This is a genomic window from Kitasatospora sp. NPDC048662 (assembly GCF_055587065.1).
In genome coordinates, this window is record NZ_JBVJHA010000007.1 from 267,344 (window position 1) to 287,375 (window position 20,032).

Annotated in this window: 16 protein-coding genes; 5 read left to right on the top strand and 11 right to left on the bottom strand. The window is 75.2% G+C overall.

Going from position 1 to position 20,032, the window contains the following annotated elements; translation table 11 throughout:
• The 3 genes from ACZ6R9_RS21530 to ACZ6R9_RS21540 all read right to left on the bottom strand — a co-directional run bounded on the left by ACZ6R9_RS21530 (nucleotide 1) and on the right by ACZ6R9_RS21540 (nucleotide 3,107).
• Nucleotides 1-678 (bottom strand): SCO2322 family protein, encoded by a 678-nt coding sequence (locus tag ACZ6R9_RS21530; protein WP_465539660.1) that lies wholly within the window; start codon nucleotides 676-678, stop codon nucleotides 1-3.
• Nucleotides 675-2,207 (bottom strand): prenyltransferase/squalene oxidase repeat-containing protein, encoded by a 1,533-nt coding sequence (locus ACZ6R9_RS21535; protein ID WP_465539662.1) that lies wholly within the window; start codon nucleotides 2,205-2,207, stop codon nucleotides 675-677. The genes ACZ6R9_RS21530 and ACZ6R9_RS21535 overlap by 4 nt, the downstream gene beginning before the upstream one ends.
• A gap of 234 nt (nucleotides 2,208-2,441) precedes the next feature.
• On the bottom strand, nucleotides 2,442-3,107 hold the full coding sequence (locus tag ACZ6R9_RS21540; protein ID WP_380481432.1) for a TetR family transcriptional regulator: 666 nt from the start codon (nucleotides 3,105-3,107) through the stop codon (nucleotides 2,442-2,444).
• Nucleotides 3,108-3,342: 235 nt separating this feature from the next.
• On the opposite strand from ACZ6R9_RS21540, the gene ACZ6R9_RS21545 reads away from it, so the two are divergent.
• The 3 genes from ACZ6R9_RS21545 (at nucleotide 3,343) to ACZ6R9_RS21555 (ending at nucleotide 6,549) form a co-directional block, all read left to right on the top strand.
• Nucleotides 3,343-4,662 carry a glycosyltransferase family 4 protein gene (locus tag ACZ6R9_RS21545; protein WP_380481430.1) on the top strand — a complete coding sequence of 440 codons (1,320 nt, stop codon included), beginning with the start codon at nucleotides 3,343-3,345 and terminating at the stop codon, nucleotides 4,660-4,662.
• A 70-nt stretch (nucleotides 4,663-4,732) separates the two neighbouring features.
• Nucleotides 4,733-5,473: a class I SAM-dependent methyltransferase gene (locus ACZ6R9_RS21550; RefSeq protein ID WP_380481429.1), complete on the top strand. Its 741-nt coding sequence runs from the start codon at nucleotides 4,733-4,735 to the stop codon at nucleotides 5,471-5,473.
• Nucleotides 5,470-6,549: a prenyltransferase/squalene oxidase repeat-containing protein gene (locus tag ACZ6R9_RS21555; RefSeq protein ID WP_380481427.1), complete on the top strand. Its 1,080-nt coding sequence runs from the start codon at nucleotides 5,470-5,472 to the stop codon at nucleotides 6,547-6,549. Before ACZ6R9_RS21550 ends, ACZ6R9_RS21555 begins: the two co-directional genes overlap by 4 nt.
• Before the next feature lie 109 nt (nucleotides 6,550-6,658).
• On the opposite strand, the gene ACZ6R9_RS21560 is transcribed toward ACZ6R9_RS21555, so the two are convergent.
• The 4 genes from ACZ6R9_RS21560 to ACZ6R9_RS21575 all read right to left on the bottom strand — a co-directional run bounded on the left by ACZ6R9_RS21560 (nucleotide 6,659) and on the right by ACZ6R9_RS21575 (nucleotide 11,171).
• The gene (locus tag ACZ6R9_RS21560; RefSeq protein WP_380481425.1) at nucleotides 6,659-7,633 is read right to left on the bottom strand and encodes a hypothetical protein; all 975 of its coding nucleotides are present in this window, start codon (nucleotides 7,631-7,633) and stop codon (nucleotides 6,659-6,661) included.
• Nucleotides 7,634-7,838: 205 nt separating this feature from the next.
• Nucleotides 7,839-8,831, bottom strand: coding sequence for an N-acetylmuramoyl-L-alanine amidase (locus ACZ6R9_RS21565; RefSeq protein ID WP_465539664.1), 993 nt, complete (start codon nucleotides 8,829-8,831; stop codon nucleotides 7,839-7,841).
• A gap of 7 nt (nucleotides 8,832-8,838) precedes the next feature.
• Nucleotides 8,839-10,278, bottom strand: a complete 1,440-nt coding sequence (locus ACZ6R9_RS21570; RefSeq protein WP_465539666.1) for a hypothetical protein — start codon at nucleotides 10,276-10,278, stop codon at nucleotides 8,839-8,841.
• 221 nt (nucleotides 10,279-10,499) lie between these two features.
• Nucleotides 10,500-11,171: a class I SAM-dependent methyltransferase gene (locus tag ACZ6R9_RS21575; RefSeq protein ID WP_380481420.1), complete on the bottom strand. Its 672-nt coding sequence runs from the start codon at nucleotides 11,169-11,171 to the stop codon at nucleotides 10,500-10,502.
• Nucleotides 11,172-11,399: 228 nt separating this feature from the next.
• On the opposite strand from ACZ6R9_RS21575, the gene ACZ6R9_RS21580 reads away from it, so the two are divergent.
• Nucleotides 11,400-12,476, top strand: coding sequence for an alcohol dehydrogenase catalytic domain-containing protein (locus tag ACZ6R9_RS21580; protein ID WP_380481419.1), 1,077 nt, complete (start codon nucleotides 11,400-11,402; stop codon nucleotides 12,474-12,476).
• Between the two features lie 128 nt (nucleotides 12,477-12,604).
• On the opposite strand, the gene ACZ6R9_RS21585 is transcribed toward ACZ6R9_RS21580, so the two are convergent.
• The 4 genes from ACZ6R9_RS21585 to lanL all read right to left on the bottom strand — a co-directional run bounded on the left by ACZ6R9_RS21585 (nucleotide 12,605) and on the right by lanL (nucleotide 18,674).
• A complete protein-coding gene (locus ACZ6R9_RS21585; RefSeq protein WP_380481417.1) occupies nucleotides 12,605-12,757 on the bottom strand; it encodes a hypothetical protein in 153 nt (50 codons plus the stop codon).
• Nucleotides 12,758-13,608: 851 nt separating this feature from the next.
• Nucleotides 13,609-13,752 (bottom strand): VenA family class IV lanthipeptide, encoded by a 144-nt coding sequence (locus ACZ6R9_RS21590; protein WP_380481415.1) that lies wholly within the window; start codon nucleotides 13,750-13,752, stop codon nucleotides 13,609-13,611.
• A 169-nt stretch (nucleotides 13,753-13,921) separates the two neighbouring features.
• Nucleotides 13,922-15,781, bottom strand: coding sequence for an alpha/beta fold hydrolase (locus tag ACZ6R9_RS21595; RefSeq protein WP_465539669.1), 1,860 nt, complete (start codon nucleotides 15,779-15,781; stop codon nucleotides 13,922-13,924).
• A 103-nt stretch (nucleotides 15,782-15,884) separates the two neighbouring features.
• Nucleotides 15,885-18,674, bottom strand: coding sequence for a class IV lanthionine synthetase LanL (lanL, locus tag ACZ6R9_RS21600; RefSeq protein ID WP_465539671.1), 2,790 nt, complete (start codon nucleotides 18,672-18,674; stop codon nucleotides 15,885-15,887).
• Between the two features lie 489 nt (nucleotides 18,675-19,163).
• Between lanL and ACZ6R9_RS21605 the strand changes: the two genes are divergently transcribed.
• Complete coding sequence (locus tag ACZ6R9_RS21605) at nucleotides 19,164-20,000, top strand: Nif3-like dinuclear metal center hexameric protein (RefSeq protein WP_380481411.1); 837 nt, start codon at nucleotides 19,164-19,166, stop codon at nucleotides 19,998-20,000.
• Nucleotides 20,001-20,032 lie beyond the last annotated feature (32 nt).

Consider the following 20,032-nt stretch of genomic DNA (forward strand, 5'->3'; position numbering starts at 1 on the left):
TCAGCGGGTGCGGCGGCGACGGGCCTGCCAGAGCGCGCCGACGCCCAGCAGGGCCACCGCACCGACCCCGGCGATCACGCCGACGTCCGGGCCGCCGTCGCCCTTGTCGGCCGAACCGCCCGATGCGGCACCGGAGTTGGAGCCCGCCGCGACCTGCTCGCCGCAGCCCGCACGCGGGTAGCCCGCGATCGCGCACAGCAGCCCGCCGGAGTCGTAGCGCAGCGGCGCGGCCACCGCGGCCAGCACCTCCGCCGAGTTCGCGGCGCTCGGCACCGAGGCGCACACCGAGCGTGCCTCGGCGGGCTGTTCACCGTTCGGGGCGTCCTTCGCGGTGCCGAAGTCGAGCACCACGGCGACCCGCTTGTGGCCACCGCTGGGCGCGGTGTTCGCACAGATCGCGGAGAAGTCGGCGGGCAGCGACGGCCGGGGTGCGTCCTGGCCGCCGTCCGGGCTGAGCACGAACCGCCAGCCGTCCACCGCGCCGTCCGCGGGCACGTTCCCGGTCGGCCCGACCTGCTGGAACGCCCAGCCGTCCGCGCCGCCCTTCCAGAACGACCAGTACCGGTAGTCCGCCGCCTGCGCGGACCCGGCGCCCGGCCCGAGCAGCGCCACCAGCACCCCGAGCAGGGCGACAACGGCCCCGGCGGGTATGGGAGTTCGGCGCACCCGGCCGGTCACCGGCCCTGCTCCGGCTGCTCACCCGACGGCTGCTCGCCCGACGCCGCACTGTCAGCGGACGGCCTCTGGTCCGACGACTTCCCGTCCGACGCGCCGTCGCCGGTCGGAGCGGTCGCGGTCGCGGAGCCCCCGGCAGGGGTGTGGCGGCGGCGGTTGAGGCTGAGCAGGATACCCGCGCCGATGCCGACCAGCAGGCCGACGGCGATCAGCCAGCCGGCCGAGAAGCCGCTGTTCTCGTCGGGCTCGGTGATCGCCGAGCCGGGCGCGCGGGTGGCCTGCGGGTCGCCGGCACTCGGACCGACCTTCGGCTTGGGGCCGGAGTCGACCAGCAGCTGCACCAGGTTGGCGCCGCCGAAGTTGTACGGGTCGAGCTTGGCGGCGCGGGCGGTGAGCACCAGGGTGGCGGTGGCCGCCGGGTCGGTGCCGCTCTTGCTCTGCGCGGCCCAGGCGTAGCCGTTGCCGGCCAGCCAGTCGGCGGCGCTGGCGGCCTCGGTGAAGTGGCCGGAGGCGACCAGGCCGAGCACCGACCATGCGGTGGAGTTGTAGTCGGCGGTGGCGGCCGCGCCGGGGGTGTCCAGCAGCAGGCGCTGCCCGTTGGCGGCGAGCTTGCCGGTCAGCCAGGCGGCGTCCGCCTCGGCGGAGTCGGCGTGCGTGACCGGGCCGTCGCCCGGGGTGTCCGGGCAGGCCAGGGCCTTCGGCGCGGCGCCCTTGCGGTCGGCGGTGGTGACCGGCAGGTGTCCGCCGGCGGAGGCCAGCAGCGCCTGCGCGGAGGCGAGCGTGTTGGGCGCGGCCGGGGAGCCCGTGACCGGCTGGTAGATGAACGCGCCGCGCTGCTCGGCGGGGGTCCAGCAGCCCTGCTGGAAGGAGGCCAGGCCCTGGTAGGCGGACTGCCCGCCCGGGGTGGCCGTGGTGGCCGGGTCGAGGCCGGCGGCCAGCAGCGCGTTCACCACCAGCGCGGTGGAGTTGGCGTCGCCGGGCGTGCCCGGGTTGTACGCCCAGGTGCCGTCCACGGTCTGCTTGGCACGCAGCCAGTCGGTGCCGCGGGTGACCTGCTGCTGGTGGCCGCCGAGTGCGGTGAGCGCCTGGATGGCCATCGAGGTGGCGTTGGAGTCCTCGGTGGCGGGGACGCAGGCCGCGCCCTCCGCCCGGTAGGACGGCCAGCCGCCGTCCTCGCACTGCTGGCCGAGCAGCCAGGTCACGGCGGCCTCGGCGGGTTCGACCTTCTCCTGGTGCAGGGCGATCAGTGCCAGCGACTGCCGCCACACGCCGTCGTACTGCGGGTCGCCCTTGCCGTACAGCCCGGCGGGCACCCCGGACGCCGCCGTGGGCGAGCCGGACGGGGACCCCGACGCCGAACCGGACGCCGAACCGGAGGCCGAAGCGGACGGGGAGCCGGAGCCGGACGCCTCGGAAGAGGCAGAGGGGGAGGCGGAGGCGGGATCGGGGTCGGCGAGCGCGGGCACGGCGGCGGCGCCGGCGAGCAGGGCGCCGGCCAGTGCGGCGGCGCCCAGGCGGGCAGCGGTCAGCATGGGAGAAAGCCTTTCGGGAGCGGTCGCAGCGGACCCGTGCGCACGGGCCGCCCGTAGACCCACGACGGAGGAGGGCCGCTCGTCTCCGGCCGGGCAGTCCGACTGCGTCGCGCCGACGGGCGGCGCGGCTCACGGTTGCGGGTCAGCGCCGGAATCGCACCGGCTTCCCCCGGCCTCGGAGGCGGATGCAGTTGTTCGGCGGTCCGGTGGGGGCCGTCCCGCGCCCCCAAGACTTTAGCCGCCGACCGGCGCGGCACCCCTCGCAGGTGGTGGAACCGGTTGCAGTTCGTCCTCGTCCGCGACCGGCGTGGCGAGCGTGAGCAGCCGGGCGGCGGTGTGCAGGTCGGCCCGGACCTCGGCCAGCGAGGCGCGCCCCGACAGCCAGGCCAGCAGGGTGGCGTGCCAGGTGTGGGCGATCACCCGCAGCGCCGCCTGCTGGCCGGCGGTCGGCGGGTCGGGGAGGCGGGCGGCCTCCAGCACGATCGCCGAGGTGACCTGGGCGACCTCGTCCACCTCGTTGCCCACCGAGCGGTCGGCGAAGGACAGTGCCCGCACCATCGCCTCCGCCAGCCGGGGCTCGCGCTGGAGTGCGTGGAAGGCCTGGGTGAGCGCCTCGGCGACCCGGGCCGCCGGGTCCGCGCCGGTCGGCGGACGCCTTCTCACCTGGTCGTGCAGCCGCTCCAACTGCTCGCGCATCACCGCCACCAGCAGGTGCACCTTGGACGGGAAGTAGCGGTACAGGGTGCCCAGGGCGACCTGTGCGCTCTCCGCCACCTCGCGCATCTGCACCGCCTCGAAGCCGCCGCGGGCGGCCAGCGCGGTGGCGGCCCGCAGGATGCCCCGGCGGCGTTCGGCCTGGCGCGGCGTCAGCGTCCCGTCGGTGGTGGCGTTCGCGGTCACGTTCACTCCCGGGGCGGAGGATCGAAGGACGGGGTGGCGCCAGGTGGTTGCGCAGCGTGGCGTGAATCACCTGCCGGGGCTCCTGACGGCAAGCTACGGCCCGGTAATCTTCGAGGTCTCTCGTTGTCCGCTTTCCCCGACGGCGAGCCTGCACCACTGTGAAACGTGATCTACTTTACCGGTCGGCGGCCACGTCCGTCGCCGGTCCCGGTGAGTAGGGAAGAGGGGCCCCCGGATGACCGCGTTGCCGCCGCCGTCGCTGCGGATCGCCCTGCTGTCGTACCGCGGCGACCCGTTCTGCGGCGGCCAGGGCGTGTACGTGCGCCACCTGTCCCGGGAGCTCGCCCGGCTCGGCCACCACGTCGACGTGATCGGTGCTCAGCCGTACCCGGTGCTCGACGAGGTCGAGGGCCCCGGCTCGGTGCGGCTGGTCGAACTGCCCAGCCTCGACCTGTACCGCGCCGAGGACCCGTTCCGCACCCCCGCCGCCGGCGAGTTCCGCGGCCCGGTGGACCTGCTGGAGTTCGCGGTGATGCGCACCGGCGGCTTCCCCGAACCGCTGACCTTCTCGCTGCGCGCCCGCCAGTACCTGGCCCGGCACAAGGGCCGCTACGACGTGGTGCACGACAACCAGACCCTCGGCTACGGCCTGCTCGGCCTGGCCCGGCACGGCTTCCCGCTGGTCACTACGGTCCATCACCCGGTCACCGTGGACCGGCAGTTGGAGATCGACGCGGCCACCGGCCGGCTGGAGCGGCTCGGCAAGCGCCGCTGGTACGCCTTCACCCGGATGCAGCAGCGGGTGGCGCGGCGGCTGGAGCACGTCATCACCGTCTCGGAGAGCTCCCGCGGCGAGATCGCCGAGCACCTCGGCGCCGCCCCGCACGCCATCTCGGTCGTCCCGATCGGCGCCGACACCCGGCTGTGGTCGCCGTCCGGCGACATAGCCCGGGTGCCGGGCCGGATCGTCACCACCTCCAGCGCCGACGTCCCGCTGAAGGGCCTGGTGCACCTGGTCGAGGCGCTGGCCAAGGTCCGCACCGAACGCGAGGCCCACCTGGTGGTGGTCGGCAAGCCGCAGAAGGACGACGGCCCGGTCGCCGAGGCGGTGCGCAGGTTCGGCCTGGAGGAGCACATCGAGTTCCGCACCGGTCTGACCGACGCCGAACTCGTCGACCTGTACCGCTCCGCCGAGGCCGCCTGCGTCCCGTCGCTGTACGAGGGCTTCTCGCTGCCCGCCGCCGAGGCGATGGCCACCGCCACCCCGCTGGTCGCCACCACCGGCGGCGCCATCCCCGAGGTCGCCGGACCCGACGGCGAGACCTGCCTGGCCGTCCCGCCCGGCGACGCCGGGGCGCTCGCCGCCGCGCTGGGCCGGCTGCTCGACGACCCCGCGCTGCGCGCCCGGCTCGGCGAGGCCGGACGGGCCCGCGTGCTGGAACGGTTCACCTGGGCCCGGGCCGCCGAACTCACCGCCGACCGCTACCGGGCCGCCATCGCCACCGGTGCGGGCGCCGCCGCCCGCTCCGGGCCCGGCTGGCGCTACGTCGGCTGACCGAAAACCCCGCCAGAAATCCGCCAGGCCGTCAACACCCGTACCACCCCTCGTGAATGGGAGCCCCGCAGTGCTGACCGTCGACTTCTCCCGCTTCCCGCTCGCCCCAGGAGACCGGGTGCTCGACCTGGGCTGCGGCGGCGGCCGGCACGCGTTCGAGTGCTACCGGCGCGGCGCCAACGTGGTCGCCCTGGACCAGAACGGCGAGGAGATCGCCGAGGTCCGCAAGTGGTTCGCCGCCATGGAACAGGCCGGCGAGGCACCCGAAGGGGCCAGCGCCACCGCCATGGAGGGCGACGCGCTGAACCTGCCGTTCGACGACGACACCTTCGACCGGATCATCATCTCCGAGGTGATGGAGCACATCCCCGACGACAAGGGCGTGCTCGCCGAGATGGTCCGCGTCCTCAAGCCCGGCGGACTGCTCGCCGTCACCGTGCCCCGCTACCTGCCGGAGAAGATCTGCTGGGCGCTGTCCGACGAGTACCACGAGGTCGAGGGCGGGCACATCCGCATCTACAAGGGCGACGAACTGATCGAGAAGGTCCGCGAGGCCGGCCTGGAGCCCTACGGCAACCACCACGCGCACGCCCTGCACTCCCCGTACTGGTGGATCAAGTGCGCCATGGGCGTCAACAACGACAAGGCCCTGCCGGTGCGCGCCTACCACCAGCTGCTGGTCTGGGACATCGTCGGCACCCCCGTCATCTCCACCCTCACCAAGGCCGCCGAGAAGGCCCTCAACCCGGTGCTCGGCAAATCCTTCGTCGTCTACGCCAGCAAGCCGCACCAGCCCCGGACCGGCGCGTGACGGCCGCCGTCCCTGCGGCCCTGCTGCTGGAGGGCGTCCTCGACGCCGCCCAGGCCGCCGACACGGTGCGCTCGATCCTCGCCCAGCAGCAGAGCGACGGCGCGATCCCCTGGTTCCACGGCGGCCACCTCGACCCCTGGGACCACACCGAGGCCGCGATGGCCCTCGACACCGCCGGCGAACACGCCGCCGCCGAAGCCGCCTACCAGTGGCTCGCCGACCGGCAGAACCCCGACGGGTCCTGGTACGCCGCCTACGCCTACGGGCAGGACGGCATCGCCGACGGCACCGCCACCGACCGCGCCCGCGAGACCAACTTCTGCGCGTACATCGCCGTCGGCGCCTGGCACCACCACCTGTCCACCGGCGACGACCGCTTCCTGGAACGCATCTGGCCCGCCGTCAGCCGCGCCCTCGACCACACCGTCCGGCTCAGCCTTCCCGGCGGGGCGATCGCCTGGCGGCAGGACGAGGACGGCACCGCCGCCACCGACGCGCTGCTCACCGGCTCCTGCTCGATCCTGCACGCGCTGCGCTGCGGACTCGCCGTCGCCGACCACCTCGACCGGCCCCAGCCCGACTGGGAACTCGCCGCCGGCCGCCTCCAGCACGCCATCGCCCGCCACCCCGAGCGGTTCCTCGACAAGGACCGCTACTCGATGGACTGGTACTACCCCGTCCTCGGCACCGCGCTGCGCGGCGAGGACGCGACGGCCCGCCTCGCCGCCGACTGGGACCGGTTCGTCGTCCCCGGCCTCGGCGTCCGCTGCGTCAGCGACCGCCCCTGGGTCACCGGCGGCGAGAGCGCCGAACTCGCGCTCGCGCTGTGGGCCGCCGGACAGTCCGACCGCGCCGTCGAGATCCTCCGCTGGATCCAGCACCTGCGCCACCGGGACGGCTCCTACTGGACCGGCTACGTCTTCGAGGACGACGCGATCTGGCCCGAGGAACGCACCACCTGGACCGCCGGCGCGCTGCTGCTCGCCGTCGCGGCCCTCGGCGGCGACCACGCGACGGTCAGCGTGTTCGGCGGGGAGCACCTGCCGCCGGGGCTGGTCGTCGGCGACTGCTGTTGATCCGACAAACCCAAAGGTCCGCCCGGGGAGGGGAGTTCCCTCCTCGGGCGGACCTTTTGGTGTGCAAGGGGTTGTGCACGTTCCCGCGCACGCCCCCGCTGAGCGGGCGTCAGCCCCGCTGGATGCCCGCGGTGTCGTTCAGGACGCCGTGGGTGCCGTCGGGCAGCTGGGCGACGAGCGCCGCGCCGCGCTGGTCGACCGCCAGGTACCAGGTACCGGGGACCAGCTCGCCGACCGGCGGGGCCGCCGGGTTGTCCTTGTTGCCCAGCTGACGGACCGCCGGGACGGCGAACCAGAACGGGGCGAACGGGGCGGCGGCGGCCTGCGGCGGAACGTGGTCCTGGATGGCCGGCTGGACCGCCGTGGGCTGCTGCGAGGCCGGCTGCGGGGCCGGGGCGGCCGCCTGTGCGGGCGCCGGGTAGCCGTACCCGCCGGCCGGCTGGCCGCCGAACTGCTGGGCGGGAGCGGGAACCGGCTGCTCGGCCTGCGGCTGCGGCTGGCCGGGGAACGGCTGCTGCTGCGCGCCCGGGTAGCCGTACGCGCCGGGCTGACCGGGCTGGCCGACCTGGCCGGGGGCGCCGGGCTGGCCGCCGTACGGCGGGAACGGCTGCGGCACGGTCTGGGCCGGCGCGGCGGCGGACATCAGCGGGCCCTGGAGGGCCGGGACCAGCGGACCGGCGATCACCGCGGCCGCCAGCACCAGGGTGGAGAACAGCGACAGGTAGGCGCCCGCACCGTTGGTGAAGCCCTTCGGGACGCCGAACATCGTCCACAGGCAGCCCCAGAACGAGACCACGGCCAGCGCCGTGCCCCACTGGTCCAGCCGCAGGCCGGCGACCTGCTTGGTGCCCCAGGCCTCCTTCTGGAGCCGGAACAGCAGGATCAGCACCGCGCCGATCACGCCGGTCAGCACGACCGAGGGCAGCACCGGGAACAGGTCCGAGGACCAGCCGTTCCGGGACACGTCCGGGCAGAGCTTGCCGGAGCAGTCGATCGTCACGAAAGGCAGGAAGGACGAAATCAGGAGCAGTACCGCCGCACCGGCGACGGCGGCGTCTCCCCTGGTGAGAGCGCGCAGATTCACTGACGTTCCCCTCATTGGTGTAGTCGTGGTCGGCGGGCGGTGACCGAGCCCCCGTGGTACCGGAGCGGTACAACGGGGCAAAAGCCTAGGGCCAAGGCGACGCCGTGTGCACAGTGCCCTCCGGATCCGGCACGAACCGGACAGCTCGGCAGGGCGCTCGGCACGGGGACAGGACAGGGTTGAAGCGGTGGGTCTGTTCGGCGGCTCACCCCGTGAGATAGCTGGTCAGAGCGTCGGCGACGGCCTGGGCGGCACGCTGGCGCCACTCCGGGTCGGACATCCGCTTCGCGTCGCCGGTGTTGCGCATGTTGCCACACTCGATGAACACCTTCGGGACCTTCGACAGGTTGAGTCCGCCCAGGTCGCCGCGGGTGTCCAGGCCCTGCTGGCCGATGTAGCTCGCCGTCGGCTCCCCGGTGCCGGCCTTGAACGTGTCGCGCAGCAGCACGCCCAGCCGGTGCGAGGGATCGACGACCGCGGCGGTGTCGGCCGGGCCGGCCACCACCTTGGCGGGCATGATCACGTGGAAGCCGCTGCCGGACGCCGGCGCGCCGTCCGCGTGGACCGAGACCGCGGCGTCCGCCTTGGCCTCGTTGCCGATCCGGGCCCGCTCGTCGATGCACGGACCCCACGGACGGTCACCGTCCTGGGTGAGCACCACGGTGGCGCCGCGGTCCTGGAGGATCTGCCGGGCCCGGTGCACCACGTCCAGGGTGAACTCGGCCTCCGAGTAGCCCGCGTTGGTGGACGTGCCGGTGGTGTCGCACTCCTTGTGGCCGTTGCCGATGTCCACCTGGCGGTTGATCTCGGTGGTGTGCTTGCCGTTGGCGGTGTTGTGGCCCGGGTCGAGCAGCACCGTCTTACCGGCCAGCGGGCCCTTCCCGGCGTCCGGGGCACCGGCGGACGGCGAGGACGGCGCGGCCGGGCCCGTGGACACACTGCCGTCCGGGGCGGGGGAGTCCGTCGGAGCGCCCCCGTCCACCCGGTCACCCTCCGCGAAGTGCGGCGAGGACGTCGGGTGCGCGCTGACGTCCCGCGAGCTGTTCGCGACCGCCTGCCAGCCCAGCCAGCCGATCAGACACACCGGCAGTACCACGCTCGCCAGCTTCACGGCCGGCCGCCAGCGCGCGGGGCGCGGTTCGGAGCTGTCGGAGAACGGGTCGGGTTCGACGGGGGGCGGGGTGGTGCGGCCGGTCAATGGTTCCTCAGATCCTGTCCCAGGTACGCGCCGTCAGACCGTAGGTGTCGGCGATCGGCTTCCACTTCGCCACGAAGTCCTTCTTGGACTGGGTGGCCTGCGGGTTGAGGTCGTTGGCGCGGCTCAGATCGGCCGTGCTGGGCACGGTGTTGTTGGCGCACCCCTGGCTGGAGACGGTGCGCGCCCACGCCGCGTACGCCCGGTCGATGTCCCCGGACGCCTGCCAGGCGTCCTTCAGCTTCGCCGCGGCCTCGGCTCCGCCCGGCAGGTTGTCGGTGTGCAACTGGGCGAGCTCGGCGAGCAGTTGGTCACGCTGCTGGGCACCCGTGTCGAACACCTTCGCGGCGTTGTCGATCTCCGCCTTCGGCGGGCAGCTGCGCACCTTCGCCACCGCGTTGCCGATCGGTGCCTTCGCGTTCTCGCCCTTCGTCAGCAGCGCGTCCAGCGCCTTCGCCTCCGCCGCCGCGTCCGGACCGGCCGAGGCGGAGGCCGAGGCCGACGGGGACGGGCCGGCGCTGCTCGACGCGGAGGCCGACGGCGAGGCACCGCCGCCCGTGCCGCCCTGCGACGGATCCGCGGCCGGGGCGGAGTTGCCGCCCTTCGACTGGGACGAGGTGCCGCTGTCGCTGTTCTTCACCGCCCACACCACACCGACGCCGATCACCAGCACCAGCGCCACCGCCGCGCCGATCAGCACCGGGGTGCGCCGACTCCGCGGGTCGTCCTCGTAGTCGAACTCGGGCTCCTGACCGCCGTACCCGCCCGGGCCGTTCGCGAACTGCTGCTGCCCGCCGAAGCCCGGCTGACCGCCGAAGGTCTGCTGCCCGCCGAACGAGGGCTGCGGGGTGCCGAACTGCTGCTGCCCGCCGAAGGTCTGGCCCTGCGGCGGCTGGGACGGGAACTGCTGGCCGCCGAAGTTCTGTTGCCCACCGAAGCCGGGCTGGCCGCCGAAGGTCTGCTGCCCGCCGAAGGTCTGGCCCGGCGGGCCGGGCTGCGGGGGCTGCGGGGTGCCGAACTGCTGCTGGGGGAACGGTGGTTGGTCGAACTGCTGCTGCCCGCCGAAGGTCTGCTGCCCGTCCTGCGGAGGCTGCGGGGCGGCGGGCGGCTGCTGGGCCGCGGGGGGCTGCTGCGCGGTCGGCGGCTGCTGCGCGTTCGGCGGCGCAGGGGCGGCCGGCTGCTGGGTGCCGGGCGGCGGCGTCGCCGGGCCGGGGACCGCGGCGGTGCGCGGCGCGTCGGGCTGCGGCGGCTGGGGGACGACCGGAGCGACCGGGGTGACCGGGGCGGCGGGCGTGACGGGGCCGTCCGTGAACTTCGGAAGCGGGATCGCCGTGGTGGGCGGACCCGCGGCCGCCGGGTCCGCCGCCATCGGCCGACGGACCCAGCCGCCCGCGCCGTTGTTCGCGGTCGGATCCCACACCGCTCGCGCGGCCCTGCCCTGCTCCGTCATGCCGTGTCCTCGCCCCCGCATACTGGCCCGCCGATGGCTTCCCGCCGCAGCGACCCGTGCCCCGCACCGGCCGTCCGTCGTCCGCCGCCCCGACACCGTACCGGCCGTCGGCGGGGCGGGTCACGGCGGTCCCACAACGCGTCGTGGTGAGGACGACGCCGCGGAGGCCGTGATCGTTCCCGGTCACGGCCGGAAAGTTGCCGACGGCAGTGGCGACCCGGTCAGGACGCGGCGGGGGCGGCGGTGCGGCGCAGCACCCGCAGCGAGCCCGTCACCGACACCTCCTCGAAGCCCTCGTCCAGCGCCCGCAGGTACACCCGGTACGGGGCCTGGCCGCCGTCCGCCGGGTCGGGGAACACGTCGTGCACCACCAGCAGGCCGTCCTCGGCCAGGTGCGGGACCCAGCCCAGGTAGTCGCCGGTGGCGTGCTCGTCGGTGTGCCCGCCGTCGATGAACACCAGCGACAGCCGGCCCTGCCACACCGCCGCGATCTGCGGGGAGCGGCCGACCAGCGCCACCACGTGCGGTTCGAGGCCCGCCGCGTGCAGGGTGCGGCGGAAGCGCGGCAGGGTGTCCATCAGGCCGACCTCCGGGTCGACCAGCGTCGGGTCGTGGTACTCCCAGCCGGGCTGCTGCTCCTCGGACCCGCGGTGGTGGTCGACGGTGAGGGCGACCGTGCCGGTGCGGCGGGCGGCGTCGGCCAGCAGGATCGCCGAGCGTCCGCAGTAGGTGCCGATCTCCAGCACCGGCAGCCCGGTTCGCCCGGCGGCGTCCAGCGCGGCGGCGTACAGCGCCAGGCCCTCGTCCTCGGGCATGAAGCCGGTGGCGGCCCGGAACGCGGCGAGCACCTGCGGCTCGGGCGTGGCCGGGGCGGCGGGGTCGAGGTCGGTCATCGGGCGCTCCTGCCGGGCTGGTGGGGGACTGACCAGGACCCTACTGGATGGTAGGAACGTCCGTTCGCGGGCCGGCCGGTGGCCGTGGGTGGGCTGCCGGGCGGTGAGCTCGATGCGCTATACAGAGGGCGGCCCGCAGTGGAACGTGTTCCACCCCCTTGCCCGCCCTTCGCCGCCGACGGGTCGTCGCCCGCCGCGCGGTGACCCTCACCATCGGGAGCAGCCCCCGTGCGCGCAGCGATCCTGCACAGGACCGGACAGGACACCCTGGACGTCCGCGACGACGTCGAAGCGGTCGGCTTCGGACCCGGAAAGGTCCGGGTCCGGCTGCACGCCGCCAGCCTCTGCCACTCCGACCTGTCCGCGATGTCCGGCGTCCTGCCGCAGCCCGCGCCGTTCGTGCCGGGCCACGAGGGCGCCGGCGAGGTGGTCGAGGTCGGCGAGGGCGTGACCGGACTCGCGGCCGGCGACCGGGTGGTGCTGTGCTGGATGCCGCCCTGCGGCAGCTGCCCCGCCTGCCGAGGCGGCCGGAGCCACCTGTGCGTGGCCTCGCTCCGCCGGCTCTCCACCCCGACGTTCCGGATCGGCGGCGACACCGACGCGTACGGCTTCTACAGCACCGGCAGCTTCGCCGAGGAACTGGTGGTCACGGCGGACGCCCTGCTGCCGGTGCCCGCCGACCTGCCGTACGACCTGGCCGCGCTGATCGGCTGCGGCGTCACCACCGGACTCGGCGCCGCCATCAACACCGCCGAGGTGGAGCCCGGTTCGGCCGTCGCCGTGATCGGCGCGGGCGGCGTCGGCATCGCCGCCGTCCAGGGCGCCCGGATCTGCGGCGCGGCCCGGATCACCGTGGTCGACCCGGTGGCCTCCCGCCGCGAGCGGGCACTCGCTTTCGGCGCCACCGAGGCGATCGCCCCCGAGGACCTCAAGTCCGCCGCCCGCGGCGTCCCCGGCGGAGGCTTCGACCACGTCTTCGAGGCGGTCGGCCGCTCCGAGACCGTTCGGGCCGGATACGACGCCGCCCGGCGCGGCGGCGCGGTGGTGGTGATCGGCGCCGGCGCGGCGGACGACCGGGTCTCCTTCAGCCTGGGCGAACTGTTCTTCAACGAGAAGCGCCTGCTGCCGTCGATGTACGGCGGCGGCGACGTCCGCCGCACCGCGGACCGGGCGATCGACCTGTGGCGGGCCGGCCGGCTCGACCTGGCCGGAATGATCACCCACCGCCTGCCGCTCACCGAGGTCAACGAGGCGATCCGGCAGATGCACAGCGGCGAGGCCCTGCGGACCGTGCTCACGGTCTGACGGTCTGACGGTTCGCGTCGGGGGAGAACGGCCGACGCCCCCGGCTCGTCAGGACGGTGACGGGCCGGGGGCGTCGGCGGTGCGATGTGGTCGTGCGGCGGGCCGTCGGGCCCGCGGCGGCCAGAACGTCAGCGGCGGTGGCGGCCGTGCGGGTCCGCGTCGGCGCTGTCGTCGCTGGCGGTGGTGCCCCGGTGCCGGCCGTGAGTTACGCCGTCGGCGGTCTCGTCGGCGCCGGGCGCGCGGTGGTCGTGCTCGGTGGTGTCGTCGATGGACTCGGACATCTGGTCAGTTTTCTCCGTGCGAATGAGCGGTCTCTGCGGAAAGGTGCACCGGTGCGCCGCAGCGCTCCGGTGTGCCCGGGACCCGGACAGCAGGAAACAGGCCGTCCTCGTGGTCGGCCCGCGCGGGGGCCACGATAACGGCCGAATCGAACCGGAGCCTACCCAAATCCCTGCGCGTCGCGCCCCGTGATCCGCACCACCGCCGACCGCCACGACCCGCCCTCCGGGCCCCCGCGCCGCTTCCGCACCCGGTCGGATCCCATCTTCGGTGCCGCGTCTGTCAGTTCGGCATCGCGGTGCGTCTTGTCCTGTCCGGGCACCCGCCCGCCCTGCACCGCCGAGCGCGCGCCCCCGGACGCGCGAGGTCGCGGGCTGCCACGCATGCACAGCACCGTGACCAGGGCGGTGCCGACGTTCTCCGATGCGGATGCGATGCGGATGCGATGCGGATGCGATGCGGCCCGGGGTGCCCGCCGGGGCCGGGCGGTCGAGTGCGTCGCACTCCCGCCGACGCCAAAGGCCGTGACGCGTACGGTAGTTCGCGCAACAGCTTCGCCGGACCGGCCGCCTCGGACCAGTGTCGGCGCGGCCGCACCGAGCACCAGCGGGGCTGCCGGTCCGGCGATCGCCCGGCCCCCGGACGTCCCGCCACCGCGGTGGCCGGGACCACACCTGCCGACCCGGGCGGGGCCGGTGCCGTCGCCGCCTCCAGCGGTACCGACACCGTCGGCGCGACCGGCCGCCGGCCTCGCGCGAGTCAACTCCGGGCAGGTGCAGGGGAACCGGACGGGTGGGGCCGTGCCCGCCCCCGCGAAGGAGGGCGGACACGACCCCGGCCGGGCGTCCCGACGTCAGCTGATGGTGAAGACCAGGCAGGTCAGCAGCAGGCAGGTGAACTGGCACCCGGCGCCGTGGCCGCTCAGCTCGACCGACTCCAGCTCCGGCAGCTCCTGCAGGGCCGCGAGGTCGGTCTCGAACGCGGTGATGTTCTCCATGGTGTTTCCTCCCCTATGGGCTCCCTCGGGCACGGGCGTGTCCGAGGACTGCAAACGGAAAGCGGTTTCCCGTTGCAGGTTCCGGCCCCGCCGATCGCGCTCCGGGCCGCAGCCGGGCAGGCCGGCGGGCTCCCGCGCGCGGCGGGAAGTCTTCTGAAGAAGGCAAAGGTCAGGCGGGTCTGCCGGTGCGCAGGAACCCCGCGAGCAGTTCGTGCAGCACGGCCGCACCCTCCTCGGCGAGCAGCTCGTGCCCCGCGCCCGCCGCCTCGACGTAGCGGAAGTCGGCGCCCTCGGTCCGGCCGAGGCGCAGCAACTCGTGCCGCAGCAGCCGGGACTGACTGACCGGCACCACCTCGTCGCGGTCCCCGTGCACCAGCAGCAGTGGGGTGCGCAGCCGATGTGCGAGGTGCAGGACGTCGCGCGGGCCCCGGGCGTCGTCGATCGGCCGGTCGCCGCCGAGCCGGGTGGTGAGCGCCCGTACGGGGGCCGAGGACTCCGCGAGCAGGCGGGCGCCGGACAGGAACGGCGCCACCACCGCGCACCGCGACACCGTCCCCGCGGGGGCGTGCGCCGCTGCCAGCAGCGCCAGGAACGCGCCGTAGCTGACGCCGAACAGGGCCGGCGGTTCCAGGCCCAGCGCGGCCCGCTGCCCGGCCACGCCCGCCAGCAGCGCCAGGACGTCGTCCAGGTCGGGGCCGCCCCACGCGCCACGGATCGCCATGGCGAACTCCGCGCCGTAGCCCACCGAACCGCGCTGGTTCGGGGCGAGGACGGTCAGGCCCTGTGCGGCCATCCGCTGGAGCGCCGGGTCGAACTCCAGCCGCCAGGCGTCCGCCGGGCCGCCGTGCAGCGCCAGCACCAGGTGCGGGGCGGACAGCCACTGCTCGCCGCCGTACACCACCGCCTCGACCGGCCCGGCCGGACCTGCCAGCTCCAGGCACCGCGCCGACTGCCACCGGCCGCCGTCGCCGCGCGCGGCCGAACCGTCCAGCCGCCAGCCGGAGAGCGGCGAAGGGCCGGTCAGCAGCGCGTCCACGTCGAGGGTGGCGAGCGCGGTCGGGCGGTCCGGCGCCGAGTACGGCATCCGCAGGCCCGCCGGGGACCAGTGCCCGATCGCGCCGAGCCGCCCGGGCGGCACCGCCAAGCCGTCGAGCCGCCCGCTGCCCGGCTGCCACAGCACCAGCGAGGACGCCGCGCCGTGATCGACCTGGAGCACCACCCGGGGCTCCGTGCCCGGCCCGTCCGGGGCGAGCGCGATCGGCCGCAGCAGGCGGCCCGGCCGGTGCAGGCAGTCGGGGAAGCGCACCGGCTCGGCGCCACCGATCAGCGCCCAGCCCAGCCGGTCCACGCCCGGCGCGTCGCTGCGCAGCATCCCGAAACCCGTCGCCGGGTCGAACAGCACCAGCCGGTCGTTGCTGCTCCCGCCCAGCTCCAACAGGGGTGTGACGGTGCCGAGTTCGAGATCCAGCACGACGGTCTTGACCATTCCGTCGGCCACCCGGTCCAGTGCCAGCAGCCGCCCGGCCGCGTCCAGCCACACCCCGCCGCCGTGCAGCCCCGGCAGCTCGACCACCTCGCGCGGCGCCGAACCGTCCGCCGCCAGCAGCCACACCGTGGTCGCCGGGCGGAGGTCGGTGCCGAGCAGCACCGCGACCGGTGCGTGTGCCGCCCCGGCCGGACCAGGCATCGCCAGCATCCGCAGACCCGGCAACCGCATTGCGGCAAGCGGGAGTTCGGGCCGCTCGGCGGACAGCACCACCAGTGCGTGCCGGTCGCCGTCGTGCCGACACACCAGCACCCGCCCGTCCGGCAGCGCGACCAGCTGCGAGCGCAGGCTCTCCGCCCGCCCGTCCGACGGCGCCAGTGCCACCGGCGCCGCTTCGCCGTGCTCCGGCAGTCGCCAACTCTCCACGTACCAGCCGTCGTCGGCCCCGGACGCCAGGCAGGCCGCGTGCGAGCCGTCCCCTGCGAAGGTGAAACTCAGCCGCCGCAACGCCTGCGGCGCGGTGCGCACAGTCGCCGTGCTCATAGGGGTCCTCCTGCCGGACGGTGGGGCAACGGGCGTTCCACGGGCGGGAGTCGGCGGCCCGGGCAGCGCCGGCGCGGGGTGAGCCGCTGCGCGGTGCACCTCTTCATCGCCGCCCTCCCGTCGCGGTCTCGCTCAACTCCGGTTCCGACAGGCCGGGTTGAGGTGTTTCCGAACCGCCCGCGCGGTACGGCTCCGGGTCGGACCACAGACGCGGCCCCGGGTGGCGCAGGCGGAGCAGGAAGGCGAGCGGGCCGGCGGTGCCGGTGCCGTACGCGGGGGTGCAGCCGGTGCCGGTCTCGTCGGGGAGGACGAGCAGGCCGTCGCGGAGGGCGGCGCGGTCGGCGATCAGGCGGGCAAGCTCGTGGGCGCCGCGCCGGAAGCGTTCCTCGCCGGTGCTCCGGGCCAGGTCGAGCAAGTATTCGCCGTTGCCGGCCAGGCCGTGGCAGGCGGAGACCCCGCTGTGCCAGCGGCCGTCCAGGACGGCCCGGCCGGCGGCCTGCGCCAGGTGGCGGGCCCGGTCGTCGCCGGTGGTCCGCCAGAACCGGATCAGGAAGCTGCCGACGCCGGAGGAGCCGCTGCACCAGTGCGCCAGCCGGACGTGCGCCGGGTCGCCGTGGCTCTGCGGCCACCACGCGGCCTCGCCGTCCCACCGCGCGGTCGCGGCCAGGGTCTGCACGGCCAGCTCCGCCCCGGACATCAACTCCCGTGCAGAATCCGAGAGTTCTGGCTCGGCGGCGATCCGGTTCGCGCAGGCCAGCAGGAAGGCGCCCACCCCGGCCACCCCGTGGGCGTGCCCGAGGTGCACCGCCCCGGCGAGCGCCGAGTCGAAGTCGGCGGGCACCGGCCAGACCGTCCCGTACGGCTCGGTGCGGGCGGCGGCCAGCAGGGTGCGGGCGCAGTGCGCGGCGCGGTCGAGGAACTGGCGGGCCCCGGTGGCGCGGTGGGCGCGCAGCAGGAGGAAGCCGGCCCCGGCGGCGCCGTGGCAGACGTCCGGGTTGGGCCAGGCCGACGGGATCCTCATCGCCATTGCGGCGGCCCGTTCGGCGAGGCCGGGATGGTCGAGGGCGTCGGCGGCGTCGAACAGGGCCCAGGCGGCGCCGGAGCGGCCGAAGTGCAGGCCGGGCAGCACCACCGGCTCGGCGGCGCAGCGCCGTTCGATCCACTGGGCGGCCGTCGCGACGGTGGCCAGGGCCTGGGCCCGGACGGGTTCGGGCAGCGGGGCGAGGCCCGCCCGGGCCAGGACGGCGAGGACGCCGGCGGCGCCGTGCTGCACGTTGCACGGGTCGGTGAGCTGCCCGCTGGGGACGGTCGGCCACAGCCGGTCGGGCCGCTCCGGGGTGGCGGTGGCCGCCAGGTGCCGCAGTCCGTCGTGCAGCAGCCGGTCCAGTGGGGGCGGGGTGGCCGGGGCGGCGCCGCGCGGGTGCCCCGTGGGTGCGGTGAGTTCCTTCCGGGCCCGGGCCAGGCTCCACCGCCGGTCGGCCTCCTCGGCGCGCAGCCCGAGCACCAGCGGTGCGAGCCTGCGTGCGGTGAGGCCCTCGCGGGCGGCCGGTGCCAGCCGGCGGCCGAGGCGTTCGGCGACGGGGCGGGCGAGTGGCCGGTCCTCGGGCTGCAGCGGGTCGTGGCCGGTGGCGAGCAGGAAGTAGAGGCCGCCGAGCGCGTACAGGTCGGCACCGGGGGTGGCCCGGACGGTGCGGTGCGGGCCGGAGTGCTCGGGGGCGCGGTAACCGGGGGTTCCGGCGGTGCCCGCCGGCGTCCCGGCGGGGACGGCCAGTTCGAGGTCCACCAGGCAGAGGGTGCCGTCCGGGCGGACCAGCACGTTGCCGGGGGAGAGGTCGCGCAGCACCAGCCCGTGTCCGTGGACGCGCTCCACCAGGTCGAGCAGCGCCAGCGCCAGCGGACCGGCCTCGGCCCACGGGACGTCGGGGGTGCCGTCGCGCCGCAGCCGGGCGGCCACCCAGCTGCCGAGCGCCTGGCCGGGGATGCGCTCCTGCACCAGGAACAGTGAGTCCTGTTGCTCGACCAGGGCGTGCACCCGAGGTGTCAACCCGGTGTCGGCCAGTCGGCCGAGCAGCTCGGCCTCGTGCCGCAGCGCGGTGCGGGCGTCGGTGCCGGCCCGGTCCACCTCGATGTGGGCGCGGGCCTGCTTGACCACCACCTCGGCGCCGGTGGCGGGCTCGGTGCCCAGGAACACGCCGCCCTTGGCGCTGTGCCGCAGCGCGGCGGTGAGGGCCCAGCGGCCGTCCAGCAGCACGCCGGCCCGCTGCCGTTGCCCGGCCGGGGCGGACCCGGCCCGGGTGGTCGATCCCGCCCCCTCGACGGGGTCGGCCACCCACGGCGGGCAGCGGTAGGACGCGGTGCGGACGTCCTCGACCGGCCGGCCGGCCGGGTCGCGCAGCATCGCGCGGTACGCGCCGTCGTGGCCCAGCAGCGCGCGGCCGGTGAAGCCGCCGTAGCGGTAGTACACCAGGCTGCCGGGGCGGTACGGGCGGTCGGAGAGAATCGCCGGTCCGGGCAGGTGGGCGGTGGCCCGGTGGAGCTCCTCGGCGAGCCGGCGGAATTGTTCCTCGCCGTCCGGATAGACGGTGATGAATTTCCCTGCCGAAGCCCGGTCGCTGTTGCGGGAATTGATTTCGTGCAGGCGTTCCCGGTCGGCGGCGAACTTGAAGGTGCACGGGTCTCCGGCGAGCACCCCGGCGACCGCGGCCAGCACCTCGGCCCCGACCGGCGAGGCGGCGGCGACGTGCAGCTTCCACCCCTGCTCGGGCAGTTCACGGCCGGGCGGCCGGACCGTGCACCAGAAGCCCTCGACCGCGACCGTCCAGTCGCCGTCTCCTCCCCGGGCCCGGCTGCCGGTCACGGCCGCCCGCGCCACCTCCACCAACGTGCCGTCCACGCCCGGCTCGTCGTCGGCCGGTACCGGCCCCCCTGTCCTGCGCAGCGGTGTGCCCGCCCCCATCTGCTTCACACCCCTTCACGGTGGACTCGACCGGTCACGGCCTGCGGAAGTCACGAGAGGCTCGCCCGCGCCGGTCGAATTCCACCGGGAATTTCGGCCGGTCGCCCTTTCGACCCCCCGGTCGAGGCAACTCTCGTTCGCAGGACTGAAGTTACTTTCGGGGCGGGGGTGACTCAACACCGGGCGAGTCACTTCACTCTTAAGGGTGATCAGTTTTGGTTTTCGAATATGTTCGGCCCGGCGAGTGTGGGCAGGGCGTTCCACGCGCCCACCGCCCGGACGGCGCCGCCGACCACCGGAAGTGCCCGCCTGCGGCCCGGCCCGCCGCCCGCCACCGGGTTGACGCGCAGGTGTGCGGGCCGTCCACAGCGCGGGTGGTGGACGGGCCCGGCCGGGCGGGGCCGTGGCACGCGGTAGTCTCGACAGGTGCCGAAACTGTCCGACGTCATCGCCGTGCTCGAAGAGATCTACCCCCCGCAGTGGGCGGAGTCCTGGGACGCGGTGGGCCTGGTCTGCGGCGATCCCGAGGCCGAGGTGGGCCGGGTGCTGTTCGCCGTCGACCCCGTGCAGGCCGTGGTGGACGAGGCCGTCGAGTGGGGCGCCGACCTGCTGATCACCCACCACCCGCTCTACCTGCGCGGCACCACCACGGTCGCCGCGACCGGCTTCAAGGGCCGGGTGGTGCACACCCTGATCAAGCACGACATCGCGCTGCACGTCGCGCACACCAACGCCGACCACGCCGACCCGGGTGTCTCCGACGCTCTCGCCGAGGCCGTCGGACTGAAGGTCACCGGTCCGCTGGTGGCCGACCCGACCGACCCGACGGGACGCCGCGGCAGCGGCCGGATCGGTGAACTCCCGCAGCCGATGACGCTGAGCGCGTTCGCCGCCCAGGTCGCCGTCGGACTGCCCGCCACCGCGGCGGGCGTCCGGGCCGCCGGCGACCCGGAGCAGTCGGTGCGCCGGGTCGCGGTCTGCGGTGGCTCCGGCGACTCCTTCCTCGCCGAGGCCCGCAAGGCCGGTGTGGACGCCTACCTCACCGCCGACCTGCGTCACCACCCCGCGTCCGAGGCCACCGAGGCGGCGCCCGTCGCCCTGGTCGACGCCGCGCACTGGGCCACCGAGTGGCCCTGGCTCACCCTCGCCGCCCGCGAGCTCACCAGCCGCGCCAACGACCGGGGCTGGCCGCTGGAGACCCGTATCTCCACCCGGGTCACCGACCCGTGGACGGCGCACGCGCCGATGCCGTACACCCCCTGACACCCCGCCGAACCACACACAGGAGCCATCCC

Coding starts and splice junctions, on each gene's coding strand:
- ACZ6R9_RS21535 (WP_465539662.1), bottom strand. CDS start 2,207: ATGCTGACCGCTGCCCGCCTGGGCGCCGCCGCACTGGCCGGCGCCCTG.
- ACZ6R9_RS21545 (WP_380481430.1), top strand. CDS start 3,343: ATGACCGCGTTGCCGCCGCCGTCGCTGCGGATCGCCCTGCTGTCGTAC.
- ACZ6R9_RS21570 (WP_465539666.1), bottom strand. CDS start 10,278: ATGACGGAGCAGGGCAGGGCCGCGCGAGCGGTGTGGGATCCGACCGCG.
- ACZ6R9_RS21575 (WP_380481420.1), bottom strand. CDS start 11,171: ATGACCGACCTCGACCCCGCCGCCCCGGCCACGCCCGAGCCGCAGGTG.
- ACZ6R9_RS21585 (WP_380481417.1), bottom strand. CDS start 12,757: ATGTCCGAGTCCATCGACGACACCACCGAGCACGACCACCGCGCGCCC.
- ACZ6R9_RS21590 (WP_380481415.1), bottom strand. CDS start 13,752: ATGGAGAACATCACCGCGTTCGAGACCGACCTCGCGGCCCTGCAGGAG.
- ACZ6R9_RS21595 (WP_465539669.1), bottom strand. CDS start 15,781: ATGAGCACGGCGACTGTGCGCACCGCGCCGCAGGCGTTGCGGCGGCTG.